The 13927-nt window shown below is 73.3% G+C and carries 10 protein-coding genes; 8 read left to right on the plus strand and 2 right to left on the minus strand.

What is annotated here, in order from left to right:
* The first annotated feature begins 3 nt into the window (after nt 1–3).
* The 4 genes from CcI49_RS07665 to CcI49_RS07680 all read left to right on the plus strand — a co-directional run bounded on the left by CcI49_RS07665 (nt 4) and on the right by CcI49_RS07680 (nt 5377).
* Entirely contained in the window at nt 4–1932 is a 1929-nt protein-coding gene (locus tag CcI49_RS07665; RefSeq protein ID WP_076825562.1) for a HAMP domain-containing sensor histidine kinase, read from the plus strand.
* Nucleotides 1893–4442, plus strand: a complete 2550-nt coding sequence (gene malQ / locus CcI49_RS07670; RefSeq protein WP_241839951.1) for a 4-alpha-glucanotransferase — start codon at nt 1893–1895, stop codon at nt 4440–4442. The genes CcI49_RS07665 and malQ overlap by 40 nt, the downstream gene beginning before the upstream one ends.
* A gap of 229 nt (nt 4443–4671) precedes the next feature.
* On the plus strand, nt 4672–4977 hold the full coding sequence (locus CcI49_RS07675) for a hypothetical protein (RefSeq protein WP_241839952.1): 306 nt from the start codon (nt 4672–4674) through the stop codon (nt 4975–4977).
* Nucleotides 4964–5377, plus strand: coding sequence for a DUF5130 family protein (locus CcI49_RS07680; RefSeq protein ID WP_054566876.1), 414 nt, complete (start codon nt 4964–4966; stop codon nt 5375–5377). The genes CcI49_RS07675 and CcI49_RS07680 overlap by 14 nt, the downstream gene beginning before the upstream one ends.
* A 111-nt stretch (nt 5378–5488) precedes the next feature.
* Here CcI49_RS07680 and pepN read toward each other — a convergent pair whose 3' ends face one another.
* The gene (pepN, locus tag CcI49_RS07685) at nt 5489–8044 is read right to left on the minus strand and encodes an aminopeptidase N (protein ID WP_054566877.1); all 2556 of its coding nucleotides are present in this window, start codon (nt 8042–8044) and stop codon (nt 5489–5491) included.
* A 532-nt stretch (nt 8045–8576) separates the two neighbouring features.
* On the opposite strand from pepN, the gene CcI49_RS07690 reads away from it, so the two are divergent.
* The 3 genes from CcI49_RS07690 (at nt 8577) to CcI49_RS07700 (ending at nt 11193) form a co-directional block, all read left to right on the plus strand.
* Nucleotides 8577–9782 (plus strand): AI-2E family transporter, encoded by a 1206-nt coding sequence (locus tag CcI49_RS07690; protein WP_054566878.1) that lies wholly within the window; start codon nt 8577–8579, stop codon nt 9780–9782.
* Between the two features lie 139 nt (nt 9783–9921).
* Nucleotides 9922–10590 carry a hypothetical protein gene (locus CcI49_RS07695; protein ID WP_054566879.1) on the plus strand — a complete coding sequence of 223 codons (669 nt, stop codon included), beginning with the start codon at nt 9922–9924 and terminating at the stop codon, nt 10588–10590.
* Nucleotides 10591–10707: 117 nt separating this feature from the next.
* Nucleotides 10708–11193: a ribose-5-phosphate isomerase gene (locus CcI49_RS07700; protein ID WP_054566880.1), complete on the plus strand. Its 486-nt coding sequence runs from the start codon at nt 10708–10710 to the stop codon at nt 11191–11193.
* Here CcI49_RS07700 and CcI49_RS41445 read toward each other — a convergent pair.
* Nucleotides 11139–11609, minus strand: coding sequence for a hypothetical protein (locus CcI49_RS41445; protein ID WP_131831031.1), 471 nt, complete (start codon nt 11607–11609; stop codon nt 11139–11141). The two genes, CcI49_RS07700 and CcI49_RS41445, sit on opposite strands and share 55 nt — an antisense overlap.
* A gap of 885 nt (nt 11610–12494) precedes the next feature.
* On the opposite strand from CcI49_RS41445, the gene CcI49_RS44095 reads away from it, so the two are divergent.
* A complete protein-coding gene (locus CcI49_RS44095) occupies nt 12495–13784 on the plus strand; it encodes a glycosyltransferase (RefSeq protein WP_277872698.1) in 1290 nt (429 codons plus the stop codon).
* Nucleotides 13785–13927 lie beyond the last annotated feature (143 nt).

Raw genomic sequence — 13927 nt, forward strand, 5'->3', positions numbered from 1 at the left:
TCGATGAACCTGGAGGCGGAAGGGCGGCGGATCGGGTCCGCGGCGCCTCGTGAGCCCGAGCACCGGCCGCCCGGCTGGTCGGGGCTGCTGTCGCGGCTGACGTTGCGGGCCCGGATGTCCCTGCTCGCGGGCGTCGCCGTCGCGGCGGCGGTCGCCGTGGTCGCCGGCGTCGCGCTCGGCGTGACCAGAATCGTGCTCAACCAGGCGATCGACGACCAGCTGCTGGAACAGGCCAGAGCCTCCGCCGCGAACGTGCAGGCGATCGTGGACCTGCAGACGAGCGAGATCAACGTCGGCGCGCTGACCTTCGGCATGGAGATCCAGTTCCTCGACTCCGACGGCGTGCCACGGCGCAAGGAGTTCCCCTCGCTGGACAGGGTCGCGATCCCCGTGGACGCGCAGGACGTGCAGGTCGCCCAAGGCCTGCGGCGGAAGAACCTGCACACGGTGACGGTCGACGGCGCGCGCTACCGGGTGGTGACAGTCCCGCTGCGCTACCCGCCGCCGCTGAACGGCACCGGTGCTCTCCAGTTCGCCCGCCCCACCTCGGACGTCGACCGGACCCTGCGTGACCTCGGCGTCGTGCTGTTCGTCGTCGGCCTGGTCGGCGTCATCGGCTCGGTGATCGCCGGCCGGCTCGTCGCACGGGCGTCCCTGAAACCGGTCGACGCCGCCGCGGCCGCCGCGGAGGAGGTGGCGCGGACCCAGGACCTGTCGGCGCTCATACCCGTGACCGGCAGCGACGAGATCGCGCGCCTCGCGAGCAGCCTCAACAGCATGCTGCGGGCGCTGGAAGCCTCCAGGCTGCGGCAACGCCAGCTCGTCGACGACGCCGCCCACGAGCTGCGCACCCCGCTGACCAGCCTGCGCACCAACATCGAGCTGCTGCTGCGGGCGGAGTCCACGCCGAACCGGGCCCTGCCGGCGGAGGACCGGGCGGCGCTGCTGCGCGACGTCGACGCGCAGATGCGGGAACTGACCGATCTGGTCAACGAGGTCATCGAGCTCGCTCGGGACGAGGCGCCCACAGAGGAAGTGGAACGGCTCGACCTCGCCGGCATCGTGCGTTCCGCCGTCGAGCGGGCGCGGCGGCGGGCGAAGTCCAGGAACATCCACATCGAGGTGGTCACGGAGCCCTCGATCGTGGCCGGGCGCCCCGGCCTGCTGGAACGGGCGGTGACCAACCTGCTGGACAACGCCGTGAAGTTCAGCCCGGCGTCTTCCACCGTCCGGGTGGCCAGCCGCGGCGGGGAGGTGACGGTCTCCGACGAGGGGCCGGGCATCGCGCCGTCCGACCGGGAGAAGGTGTTCGAGCGCTTCTACCGGGCGATGTCGGCCAGGGGCCGGCCGGGCTCCGGCCTCGGGCTCGCGATCGTGGCGGACGCGGTCGCCATGCACGGCGGGACCGTTCGCGCGGAGGCCACGCCGTCCGGCGGGGCGCTGATGCGCATGACGCTGCCGCTCGCGGCACCCGGCTGGTCGGTCGGGCTTCCGTGGGAGGGTCCTGCCGGGCCGCCCGGTCCTGCCGGGCCGCCCGGTCCTGCCGGGCCGCCCGGTCCTGCCGGGCCGCCTGGGTCCGCCGGGCCGCCTGGGAGCGCGATGCCCGTGGGTCTCGCTCATCCGGCCCCACCAGCCGCGCCTGGTGGCCCGGGCACTCCGAGCAGGCCGGGCACTCCGAGCAGCCCAGGTGGTCCAGTCGGCCCGGAGTCACCCTGGCAACGCCCGGCCTCGCCGCCCGTTCGCCCGCCGGCGCCCCCCGCGCCCCCAACCCACCCGGCGCCGCATTCGCCTCCGGCGCCGCATTCGCCCCCTGCGCCGGGTGCCGCGCCGTCGCCTGGCGGTGGTGATCCACCTACCACAGCCGGTCCGGAAGGCGAGCGGTCCCCAGGTGCATGGGCGCAGCCCGATCAACGGGCAATATCTGGCAGGTGACGTCCGCAGACGAAGGCTCCCGACGACGCGATCCCTCCGTGGCCCAGAACGAACCGGACCAGGAACCCGCCGCTGCGGGTGCCCAGGCCGAGGCGGTCTGGTCCGGCCTCGGTGACCTTGCGCGGCTCGCCGCCGAGTTCGGTGTCGCGACGTCCTACGACGGGCAGAACGGCGCGCCGGTCACGGTCGCGCCGTCGGCGGTCCAGGCGGTGCTGAACCTGCTCGGGGTCGACACCAGTGATCCGGCCCGGGCCCTGGACGACACCCACGCGGCCCGCTGGCGGCGACCGCTGCCGCCGGTGGCGGTCGCCCGGTCCTCGGCTCCGGAGCCGGTCGCGGTGCACCTGCCCGCAGGCCCGCAGACCACCGGGACAGTCGCCGGCACCCCCAGCCCCAGCCCCAGCCCGGCACCCGTCCCCGCCGCCACCGCGTTCGTCGCGTTGGCGGACGGCGGCGAGGTCGCGGCAGCGGTTCGGCTGACCGACGACGCGCGGGAGGTGGACGGCAACCGGGTCCAGGCCGGGCTGGTGGATCTCCCGGCCGGCCTGCCGCTGGGCGATCATCAGCTGGTGCTGCGGCTCGGCACGGACACGGCACAGTGCCCGCTGATCGTGGTGCCGGACCGGGTACCCGACGTCCTCGGCGACGCCGACGGCCTGCCCGCCGTGGGCGGTCCGGGCGGGCGCGCTCTCGAGGGGGCCGCCAGCGGGCGTGCCTGGGGCTGGATGATCCAGCTGTATGCGCTGGCCTCCGCCGGATCCTGGGCGATGGGTGACTTCGCCGACCTCGCCACCATCGCCGCCTGGTCCGGCCGCAACGGCGCCGATGTCCTGCTGGTGAACCCCCTGCACGCGGCGGCACCGACGTTCCCGGTCGAGCCGTCGCCCTACTCGCCGTCGAGCCGTCGCTTCGTCTCGCCGCTGTACCTGCGGCCCGAGATCACGCCCGAGTACCTGGCCGCGGACGGCGCGGTGCGGGCGGAGGTCGACCGGTTGGCGGGCCAGGCCCGCGCCGACGGGATCCAGGCCGGCCTGATCGATCGGGACGTCGTGTGGCGGGCGAAGCTGGCCGCACTGGAGCTGCTGTTCGCGAGCCAGTCCCCGGCTGCTCCCGGCGCGCCGGCTGCTCCCGGCGCGCCGGCCGCGCCGGGCGCGGAGACGCCGAACGGCGCGGGCGGTGGCGGGCACGCCTCGGGTGCCCCGGGCGGTGAGCGTGGCGCGCTGGCCGACTTCGCGCTCTGGTCGGCGCTCGCGGAGCGACACGGCCGGGACTGGCGGGTCTGGCCGGAGGACCTGCGTGACCCCGCCGCTCCCGCGGTCGCCACTGCGCGCGCCGAGCTCGCGCACCGCGTCGCCTTCCACACCTGGCTGCAGCGGCGATGCGACGAGCAGCTCGCGGCGGCGCAGGAGGCCGCCCGGTCGGCGGGGATGCGGGTCGGCATCGTCCACGACCTGGCCGTCGGCGTCGATCCGGGTGGCGCGGACGCGTGGGCGATGCGTGCGGTGCTCGCCGCCGGTGCCTCTGTGGGAGCCCCGCCGGACGGCTTCAACCAGCAGGGCCAGGACTGGGGCCTTCCGCCGTGGCGGCCGGCGGCGCTGGCCGAGGCGGGCTACGCCCCGTTCCGGGCGATGGTCCGCGCGGTGCTCGCCCGGGGCGGCGGTATCCGGGTGGATCACATCCTCGGGCTGTTCCGCCTGTGGTGGGTGCCGGTCGGAGCCGGTGCCGCCGGGGGGACCTTCGTCCGGTATGACGCGTCGGCGCTGCTGGGGCTGCTCGCGCTGGAAGCGGCCCGGGCCGGCTCCCTGGTCGTCGGGGAGGATCTCGGGACCGTCGAGCCGTCGGTCGCCACCGCCCTCGACGAGGCCGGGATCTTCGGCTCCTCGGTGCTCTGGTTCGAGCGCGCCGCGGACGGGTCGCCGCGCCGGCCGGATGAGTACCGGGTGCGTTCCATGGCCAGCGTCACCACGCACGACCTGCCGACCGCCGCCGGGTTTCTCGACGGCGAGCATGTGCGGGTGCGCGAGCGGCTCGGGGTGCTCGCCCGTTCGGGGGACGCCGAGCGCGCGGCCTGGCTCGCCGAGCGCGCCGACCTGTTGCGGCTGCTCGCCGCCGAGAACCTGCTTCCCGACGCGGGCCTGGCGGAGAAGGGACCGGCCGACGAGGATGTGGTGCTCGGGATGCACGCGGTGCTCGGCCGGTCGCGGGCCCGGGTCGTCCTGATCGCTCCCGGTGACGCGTTCGGTGACCTTCGCCAGCCGAATCTGCCCGGCACCGTCGACAGCTATCCGAACTGGCGGCTGCCGGTGCTCGACGGCGACGGCAGGCCGGTCACCGTCGAGCGGTTGCTCACCGACCCGCGGCCCCGGCGCCTCGCCGAGGCCCTCGGCGCGCGTCCGGCCGACGGCGCCCGTCAGGCTGACAGCGCGCGTCCGGCTGACAGCGCACGCCCGGCCGACCGCGGCGCACGCACCGTCGATCGGGCGGGCACCGGCACCCCCCGGCGCCCCTGAACCGCTGTGTCCCACCTCGCGGCGCCGAGGTCGGGCCGGTCGGCGGCCTCGGCGAGCTAGCTCGCACCCCTGAGGTCGGACCGTGACACCTGTTCCCGGTACCCTTCCGGTCGTGATTCCACGTCGTCCGCGCCGTACGTCTCGGCGGTCCGTCGCGGCCAGCGACCTGTCCTCGACCTCCCGGTCGGGCCGACGGGTCGCCGCGCGCCGCGCTCTGACCGTTGCCGCGTTGTCCCTGTTCACCGTGCCGTTCCTGGCGGTGTCCGCGTCCGCGCAGGATGTGGGGACCACCTACGACCCCGACCCGCTGTCGGCCGTCCATGCCTGGACGATCTACGGTGGCACGGTCGTCGGTGGCTTCCTGCTGGCGTTCATCCTCACCGCGCTGACGAGCCGTCTGAGCCGGCCGTCGCGCTACCGTCCGGGTCAGCCGTGGGAGCACGACACGACCTGGATCGGTGAGAAGTCGGAAGACCTCGACGACAAGCGCTCGGCGGCGAAGCCGGGCACGGGTGGTGCCAGTGGCACCTGGTGAGGCCTTCACCTCCGAGCAGGCTGACCGGCTCGAACGCGCCCGCCAGGCGGCGCAGAGCCAGTCCGGCATCCGGTTCGCCGTCCGCATCGGTGGTCTGGGCGACGACCCGTTGCTCACCGCCGAGCGTCTGCTGGGGGGCCTCGCTGATGGGCACGACGACGAGGCGGTCCTGATCGCCGTCTCGCCTGGGCAGCGGTTCGTCCAGATCGTGACGACGCCGGCCGCGAGGAAGCGCGTCAGTGACGCCGCGGCCGGCCTCGCCACCCTGGCGATGACGTCCAGCTTCGCGCTGGGCGATCTCGTCGGCGGTCTGGTCACGGGCCTGCGCCAGCTGGCCGACGCCGCCGGGGCGCCGGCCGCTGTCCGCGTGCCCGCCGGCCACGCCGCTGCTCGTCGCTGAGCCGCCCGCCGCGCCGGCTGTCATGCCCGGCGCGGCGGACCCGATCCCTCCGGATGGTCCTTTCACCCAGGGCCGGCCCCTCTCAGGACCGGCCCTTCGCCGACGGGCCGCTCAACCCGCGGCGGCGTCCTTCGCACGTGCGGCGAGCGCACGCACCAGACCGTCCCGGCCTTCCATCAGTGCCCGCCGCAACGCCGGCACCGGCTCCTGCTCGGCCAGGTAGGCGTCCACCCGCCGCACCGTCTCCTCCTCGATGACGTCGGAGGGGAAGAGCATCTGGGTGATGGTCTGGGCGCTGTCGAACGTCCGGGTCGCCCAGATGCCGCCGATCTCGCTGAAGAACCGGTCGACATACGGCCGGGTCAGCTCCAGCTGGTCGCTGATCCAGAAGCCGTTCATCGTGGCGACCGCCAGATGGTTCGACAGCGTGTCCGACTCCATCACCGCCGCCCAGGCGGCGGCCTTCGCCTCGGCGGTCGGCCGGGCGCTGCGTGCCGTGGCGGCTCGCTTCTCGCCGGTCGCGGTGTTGTCCCGGGCCAGCTCCGCGTTGATCTCGGCGTCGCCGTAGACCCCGCGCGCCACCAGCTGGATCAGCAGGGTCCAGCGCAGCTCGGTGTCCAGGACGAGCCCGTCCACCACGTCGGTGCCCTCGAAGATCGCCTTCACCCGGGCGATCTGCTCCGGCTGCTCGGTCTGGGCGAACGCGGTGGCGAAGACGAGCTGCAGGTCGCTGCCCGGTTCCGCGGCGCGCATCAGCTGCTCGGCACGGGCCGTCAGCTCCCGCAGTGCCGCAGGTCGGTTCGCCGGATCGCCGTAGCTGTCGACGGTCAGCGCCGCCTTGGCGACCAGTGACTGGACGACGCCGATGTCGTCCTCGGCGTCCACCCCGGACAGGACGAGCCGGACGTAGTCACGCGCGGCCAGCTCGGCGTCGCGGGTCATGTCCCACGCCGCGGCCCAGCACAGCGTCCGTGGCAGCGACTCCGAGATCGTCCCGATCGAGTCGATCAGGGTGCCGAGCGACCGCTCGTCGAGGCGCACCTTCGCGTAGGTGAGGTCGTCGTCGTTGAGCAGGACGAGATCGGGCTGGCGCACCCCGATCAGCTTCGCGACCTCGGTGCTCGCACCGACGACGTCCAGCTCGACCCGCTCGCGGCGGACCAGCCGGCCGTCGGCGCCCCGGTCGTACAGGCCGATCGCGACCCGGTGCGGCCGCAGCGTGCGTGACGCGGTGGCCGGCGCGCTCGCCGGCTCCTGGACGACCTCGAACGAGGTGAACAGACCGGACGAATCCGTGCTGAAGCGGGGGCGCAGCGTGTTCGCCCCGGTGGTCTCCAGCCAGTCGGCCGACCAGGGCGCCAGATCGCGCCCGCTGGCCTTCTCCAGCTCGACGAGCAGGTCGCGCAGCGAGGTGTTGCCGTACTCGTAGCGGCGGAAGTAGCTGCGCAGCCCGGCGAGGAACTCCTCCTGGCCCACCCAGGCGACGAGCTGCTTGAGCACCGAGGCGCCCTTGGCGTAGGTGATGCCGTCGAAGTTGGTGCGGACCGCGTCCATGTCGGGGGCGTCGGCGACGATCGGGTGGGTGGAGGAGAGCTGGTCCTGGCGGTACGCCCAGCCCTTCTCCGCGTTCGCGAAGGTCGTCCAGCCGTTGGTGAACCGGGTGGACGTCACCTGGGCGAGCACCGACATGTAGGTGGCGAACGACTCGTTGAGCCACAGGTCGTCCCACCAGCGCATGGTGACCAGGTCGCCGAACCACATGTGCGCCATCTCGTGCAGGATCGTCTCGGCGCGGCGCTCCCGGCGCGCCTCGGTGACCTTCGCCCGGAAGACGTAGTCCTCCAGGAAGGTCACGCAGCCGGCGTTCTCCATCGCGCCGGCGTTGAACTCCGGCACGAACAGCTGGTCGTACTTGCCGAACGGGTACCGGTAGTCGAAGACCCGGTGGTAGAAGTCGAAGCCCTGCTTCGTGATCTGGAAGATCTCGTCCGGGTCGAGGAACTCGGCCAGCGAGCCGCGGCAGTAGATGCCGAGGTCGATGCCGTCGTGGTGGTCGCGCACCTCGTGGTAGGGCCCGGCGACCAGCGCGGTGATGTACGTCGACATCACCGGGGTCGGCGCGAAGGAGGTCCGGGTGGCCCCGTCGGCGGGCCCGGTGCCGGCGGCGGTTCCGGTGACGACGCTGTTGGAGATGATCTTCCAGTCGGCCGGCGCCGTCACCGCGAGGGTGAAGGCCGCCTTCAGGTCGGGCTGGTCGAAGCAGGTGTACATGCGGTGCGCGTCGTACGTCTCGAACTGGGTGTACAGGTAGACCGCGCCGTCCACCGGGTCGACGAAGCGGTGCAGGCCCTCACCGGTCCGGGAGTAGGCGCATTCGGCGACCACCCGCAGCTCGTTCGTCGCGGCGAGGCCGGGCAGGGCGATCCGCCAGCCGTCGAAGACCTCGGCCGGGTCGAGTGGGCGGCCGTTGAGCACGATCTCGCGCACCGCGGGYGCGGCCAGCTCGACGAAGGTCGACGCACCTGGTTCGCCGCAGGTGAACGTGGCGGTGGTGCTGGACAGGAACGTCTCGTCACCGGTCGTCAGGTCGAGCTCGACGTCGTAGGACGAGACGGCCAGCAGGCGGGCGCGCTCGCGCGCCTCGTCGCGGGTGAGGTTGTGAGGCACCCGGATCCTTTCGCGGAAACGCCGCGGTGTCGGCGGGAACGGCGGTGTCGGCGGGAACGGCGGTGTCAGCTGGGACGGCGGTGCCAGCTGGAAGAACGGTGCCAGCTGGAAGAACGGTGTCAGCTGGGACGGGCGTTGCTCGTTGGTCAGTCTCCCACGCCCGGCGGTGGGCTCCGTCCACCTACGGGTTACGCCGCACAGCGCCGGATGGCCTCGCCGGAGGCCGTCGAATTCTGGTGCGGAAACGGCGCGACGTCGCCGCGGCCCCGGGATGTTCCGATCCGCGCGCGGGCACGCCGGTTGCCTCCCGACCGCGTACGGAGCGCGGGTTCTTCGGGGACTTGGTGGAATTCGGCCCGGCCCGTCGGGTTGGATGTCCGTGAGGACAGCACCTGACGGGCCGGCGGGCCCGGGGCCGGCGGACAACGCGCCGGCGGTCACAGGGCCGTGGGTGCAGGGCCGTGGGTGCATGTGCCGGAGGGCGCAGGGGCCGGTGGGCGGATCGTCGGACGCCGGAGCGAGGGGGTGGGCCGTGCGTCGGGTTGCGGGGCTGGGGCGGGTGCCCCTGCGGGGTGAGCGGCGGCTGTCCGGGGCCGACGGCGCGGGTGACTCCTCGGCGCCCGGCCGGCGCACGATCGTGAACGGAGCCCACGCGAGCTCGACGGTGCGCCGCGCCGAGCAGCACGTCCCGGTCGCCCTGCGGGTCGCCGCCGGGTGGTCATGGCGCCTGATCGTCATCGGCACCGCCGTCTACATCCTGAGCATGATGGTCGGCAGGGTGCGCACCGTCGTCATCCCGGTGATCGCGGGCCTGCTGATCGCCGCGCTGATCCATCCGCTGGCGCAGCGCTTCCAGCGGATGGGCCTGCCTCGGCTCGGCGCGGCGTTCGCGGCGCTGATCGTGTTCTTCCTGATCGTGACCGGGGCCGGCGTGGCCGTGGGCTTCAACGCCGCCAACGAGATCCCGGCCGTGGCCGACCAGGTCAGCAAGGGCATCGACCAGATCCGTGACTATCTGACGGACGGGCCGTTCCACCTGTCCGAGGGGCAGATCGACGACCTGGTCGACGACATCCGCAAGAGCATCACCGACAACCGGGGGAAGGTGGTCTCCGGCGTGCTCTCGACGGCGTCGGTGGCCGCGGAGGTCCTGACCAGCATTCTCGTCGCGCTGTTCTCCACCTTCTTCTTCCTCTACGACGGTGAGCGGATCTGGAACTGGATCGTCACCCGGTTCCCCGCCGGCGCGGAGGACCGGGTCCGCGGCGCCGGCCGCGAGGCCTGGAACACGATCACCGGCTATATCCGCGGGACGGTCTTCGTCGCCGCGGTGGACGCGATCGGCATCACGATCGGGCTGCTCGCGGTCGGTGCGCCGCTCGTGGCGCCGCTGGCCCTGCTGACGTTCTTCGGTGGGTTCATCCCGATCGTCGGTGCGACCGTCGCCGGGATCGCCGCCGTGCTCGTCGTGCTCGTGTCGAACGGGCTGGGTGACGCACTGATCATTCTGGGTGTGGTGATCGCCGTGCAGCAGCTGGAGGGCCACCTGCTGCAGCCGCTGATCATGCGCCGGGCGGTGCGACTGCATCCGCTGGCCATCGTCATCGCGCTGTCGGCCGGCACCGTGCTCGCCGGCATTCCGGGGGCGATCGCGGCGGTGCCCTTCGTGGCGGTGGTGAACCGGATCGCGACCTATCTCGCCTCAGAAGGGAAGGATCCGACGCCCGCGGACGGTTGAGGTGTGCAGGGGATCGCTGCGGCCGGTCCGAGAAATGGTCCGGTCACGGTGCGGTCACGTTCCATGCGCGCGGGCAGGACCCCGCCCGCGCGGCCCTGTCCGTTCAGCCGTACCGCCGTACAGGCGTACAGGAGGATCCATGACAGCCGATTCCGCCCTCGCGGTCGACTCCGTCAACAGTGATTCCGGCTCCGCGGCGGACCAGCCGCTCCTCGACGCGGACTTCTGGTTCGACCCGCTGTGCCCGTGGGCGTGGCTGACATCGCGCTGGATGCTGGAGGTGGAGAAGGTCCGGCCGGTGCGGACGCGCTGGCACGTCATGAGCCTCGCCGTGCTCAACGAAGGCCGTGACGTTCCCGAGCAGTACCGGGAGGCCATGCGGCAGGCCTGGGGGCCCGTCCGGGTCTGCATCGCCGCGGCGGCCACCGCCGGTGACGAGGTGCTGCTCCCGCTCTACACGGCGCTCGGTGAGCGCCGCCACCTGCAGAAGGCCGAGCTGACCGAGGAGACCTTCGCCGCGGCCCTGGTCGAGGCGGGCCTGGACCCGGCGCTGGCGGCCGCCGCGCGTTCGACCGAGTGGGACGAGCGCCTGCGCGCGAGCCACACCGACGGCATCAGCCGGGTCGGCATGGACGTGGGGACACCCGTCATCGCCGTCGCCGGCACGGCGTTCTTCGGCCCGGTGGTCACCCCGGCGCCCCGGGGCGAGGCGGCCGGCAGGCTGTGGGACGGCGTCCTGCTCGTCGCCCGGACCCCCGGCTTCTACGAGCTCAAGCGCACCCGCGATCAGGACCCGGTCTTCGACTGAACCGGTCCGCGGAGCGTGACCGAGGTGCGACCTGAGGTGGGGTGAAGGCGCGGCTGGGGCGAGCGGTACGTCACCGGCCGCGCGGTGGTGGGCGGCGAGCAGGCATGATGGCGCATCATGCGCGTCCATCTTGGTTCTGATCACGCTGGGTTCCACCTGAAGGAAGCTCTCGTCGCACGGCTCGCCGAGCTCGGCCACACCCCCGTCGACCACGGGCCCGCCGAGTACGACCCCGACGACGACTACCCGCCCTTCGTGATGGCCGCCGCGGCCGCGGCGGCCGCCGAGTCCGACAGCCTGGGGATCGTGATCGGCGGCTCCGGCAACGGCGAGGTGATCGCCGCGAACAAGGTCGCCGGGGTGCGGGCGGCGCTGGTGTGGAGCGAGCAGACCGCCACGCTGGCCCGCCAGCACAACGACGCGAACGTCGTCAGCGTCGGTGCCCGGATGCACTCGGTGCCCGAGGCGATCGGGTTCGTGGAGGCCTTCCTGACGACGCCGTTCAGCGAGGAGCAGCGTCACGTCCGCCGGCTGCGGATGATCTCTTCCTACGAGCGTTCGGGTGAGCTCCCCGAGGCGTCGCCGGCCGCGCCGGCGTCCTGACCGCCCCGCCCCGCCCCGGGGCGGGCGCTGCCCGGTCGGGGGCGGGTGCCCCGACCCCTACCCCGCCCGTCCGCGGTGCCTGGCGGCCGCGGGTGCACGTTCGGCGGTGACGCCGCGCGCCGGGAGGCCTCTGCCTGGTCGCCGGGCGGCGTGGTCGGGCGCCTGCGCGCCTCGCCAGGGTCCGTGACCGCTCCGGGCCCCTGTGCCGGTCCGGCTCCGGCTGCGGGCTCGGGCCGCGGTGGCGCCGGATAGGCGTGGCGTAGCACCACGGTCGCCTCCGCCCAGGCGAGATCGGCGTCGGTGAGCTGGGCGACGTCCCGTGCCCGCATCGCCGCGCTGAGGCTGAGTCGCGAGCGGCCGCCGCCGACGAGCCCCCGCAACATCGCGTCCGCTCGATGCTGATCATCTCTTGGCATGCGGGCCCCCTCGGATCCGGGCGTACCGGCGTGCTGGTCGGGTGGCTGGGACGGCCGGTGTACCTGCGGCGCCGACCCGGTGGCCGATCCGGTCGCTGTGGCCGCTGTGGCCGTCCGCGCGGTGCCTTTCCGTATGGTGCACGAGACGACGCCCGGACGCGTCGCGGCGCCCCGCGAGCGGGTGGACTTCTCCGCCCGATCCGGTGGCTCAGCGTCCGTTTGCTCGATGGTGCTATTCCGTTGCCGCAGTGACGACCTGCATTTCGTGATGATGAGCGGGCCTGGTTCGGCGGTTCGACATCACCGGTGAAACCGCTGGTGACAGTGGGTGTGACGCGATTGCGCCGCCCGGTATGGCGCTTCGCGGGCGGCGGATGTGGAGCGCCGGTGAGGCCCGGCGGGGGCCCGGTGCGCGGTTTGCGGGCGGCGCACCAGCTGACCTGTCGTGCAAGTGTCTACGTCGACAGCGGCGGTGACCGTTCGACCGGTCGCCTCACCGAGTCCCGTTTCCGCAGGTGACAGGACGGACGCTCCCGGGAGGTGGCAATGGCGTTGGGTGACGGGGCGGTTTCTTTGGGTCCCGCCCTTCTGGTTGCGGGTGTGYCGGCGACCGGCCATGACCGCTCCGAAAGTGCGACCTCCGGGGTAGTCCGTGTGCTGACGATCAAGTTGTTGCCGTTGTTGTGCCGGCATGGGTGGTAAGCGTGGGCCCCGGTGGCCTTCAGGCGCGCTGGCCATGCCAAGATGGTGCGAAGTTGACAGGGAACACAATTCCCCCGAAACTCGGCAATTCAGACTGGTCGCCACGGACAGAAGCCATCCGATGAGAGTCCGGTCATCACACCTGTCGTCGCAGCCGAGGGGTGAGTAGTGGACCGAGTGCCCGTGAGCGTCATCATCCCCGCCTACAACGAGGCGAGGCGACTTCCACAGTCGCTGCCGCACCTGCTGGCGGTGGTGAGCCGGATCCCCAGGGTCGAGGTGATCGTCGTCGACGACGGCAGCACCGACGGCACCGCCGGCATCGCCGAGGACCTGTTCGGTGATCATCCGAGCCATCGAGTCGTGCGCCTGCCGTGGAACTGCGGGAAGGGCACCGCGGTGCGGGCCGGTGTCGCCGCCGCCCACGGCCAGTCGATCGTCTTCATGGACGCCGACGGCGCCTCCGACGTGAACGACCTCCCGCTGCTGCTCGCCGCGCTCGAGCACGCGGAGGTCGCGCTCGGGTCGCGCCGCATCGGTGACGGTGCGACCAGGACCAGCGGCCGCAAGGCCGGGAGCTGGGCCTTCAACCAGCTCACCCGTTCGCTGGCCGCGTTGGACGTGGCCGACACCCAGTGCGGCTTCAAGGCCTTCCGGCATGCCGAAGCCAAGATCCTGTTCAGCCTCGCCCGGTCGACCGGCTTCGGTTTCGACGTCGAGGTGCTCTCGATCGCGCGTTCGATGGGCTACCGCATCGCGGAGGTTCCGGTGCGCTGGAACGAGACCCCCGGCGGGACGTTCCGGATGACCCGACACACCCCGGCAATGATCGTCGACGTCGTGCGGGCCCGGCGCTATCTCAGCCGGGCTGGGCTGCCGCCGGTCACCCGTCGGGAGCGACTCGATGAGCTGGGCGTCGTGGACGCCTCGGACCTCATCGGCGCTCCTGTGCCCCCGCGCGCCGTGCCGTCGAACGTCCCGCCGGCGGGTGCGGTGCCGTCGCGTGTGGTGCCCTCGAACACGGCGCCCTCGGGTGCCACGGCATCGGGCGCGGCACCGTCGAATGCGGCGCCGCCGCGCCAGGCGCCTACCCGCCCGGGTCGGCCGGCGTGGCCGGCGTCGTCCCCGCGGCCGGCGTCGCCCCGGCGGCCAGCCGCGGCCGCCCGTCCCGAACCGCTCGCCCGGCCGGTGGTGGTCGCCCGACCCGCGGTGGCCGGGCGCTCTGGCTCCACCGAGCCGGTCACGCCGCCGGCCGTCGCCAGCCCGGCACCAGCGATAGCGCCGGCACCAGCGATAGCGCCGGCACCAGTGGCAGTGCCGGCACCGGCGGCACCGGCTGCGTTGCAGACTCCGGGGCCCAGGGTCGCCGCGGGCGGTCCACTGGCGGCGCCGGAGCCTTCCGTGCTCTGCGCGTCCAGCTGGCTCGTCCCACCCGGGGACCCGGGCGACCTCCCAGGGCGCACCAGGCCGTGAGGATGGCCCAGACGGGCGGTTCACCCGGCCGTGGAGGCCGCGCCAGGCGGCGCGGCGTGGTCGGCTCACCCGCACCGGGCCTGCCACCAGGATCAGGCCGACCACCAGGATCCGGCCTGCCACCAGGGCCCGGCCCTCTACCA

This window comes from Frankia sp. CcI49 (genome assembly GCF_001983215.1).
Taxonomy (GTDB): Bacteria; Actinomycetota; Actinomycetes; order Frankiales; family Frankiaceae; genus Parafrankia; species Parafrankia irregularis.

Coding starts and splice junctions, on each gene's coding strand:
- malQ (WP_241839951.1), top strand. CDS start 1,893: ATGGGCGCAGCCCGATCAACGGGCAATATCTGGCAGGTGACGTCCGCA.
- CcI49_RS07700 (WP_054566880.1), top strand. CDS start 10,708: ATGCGCGTCCATCTTGGTTCTGATCACGCTGGGTTCCACCTGAAGGAA.
- CcI49_RS07665 (WP_076825562.1), top strand. CDS start 4: ATGAACCTGGAGGCGGAAGGGCGGCGGATCGGGTCCGCGGCGCCTCGT.
- CcI49_RS07695 (WP_054566879.1), top strand. CDS start 9,922: ATGACAGCCGATTCCGCCCTCGCGGTCGACTCCGTCAACAGTGATTCC.
- CcI49_RS41445 (WP_131831031.1), bottom strand. CDS start 11,609: ATGCCAAGAGATGATCAGCATCGAGCGGACGCGATGTTGCGGGGGCTC.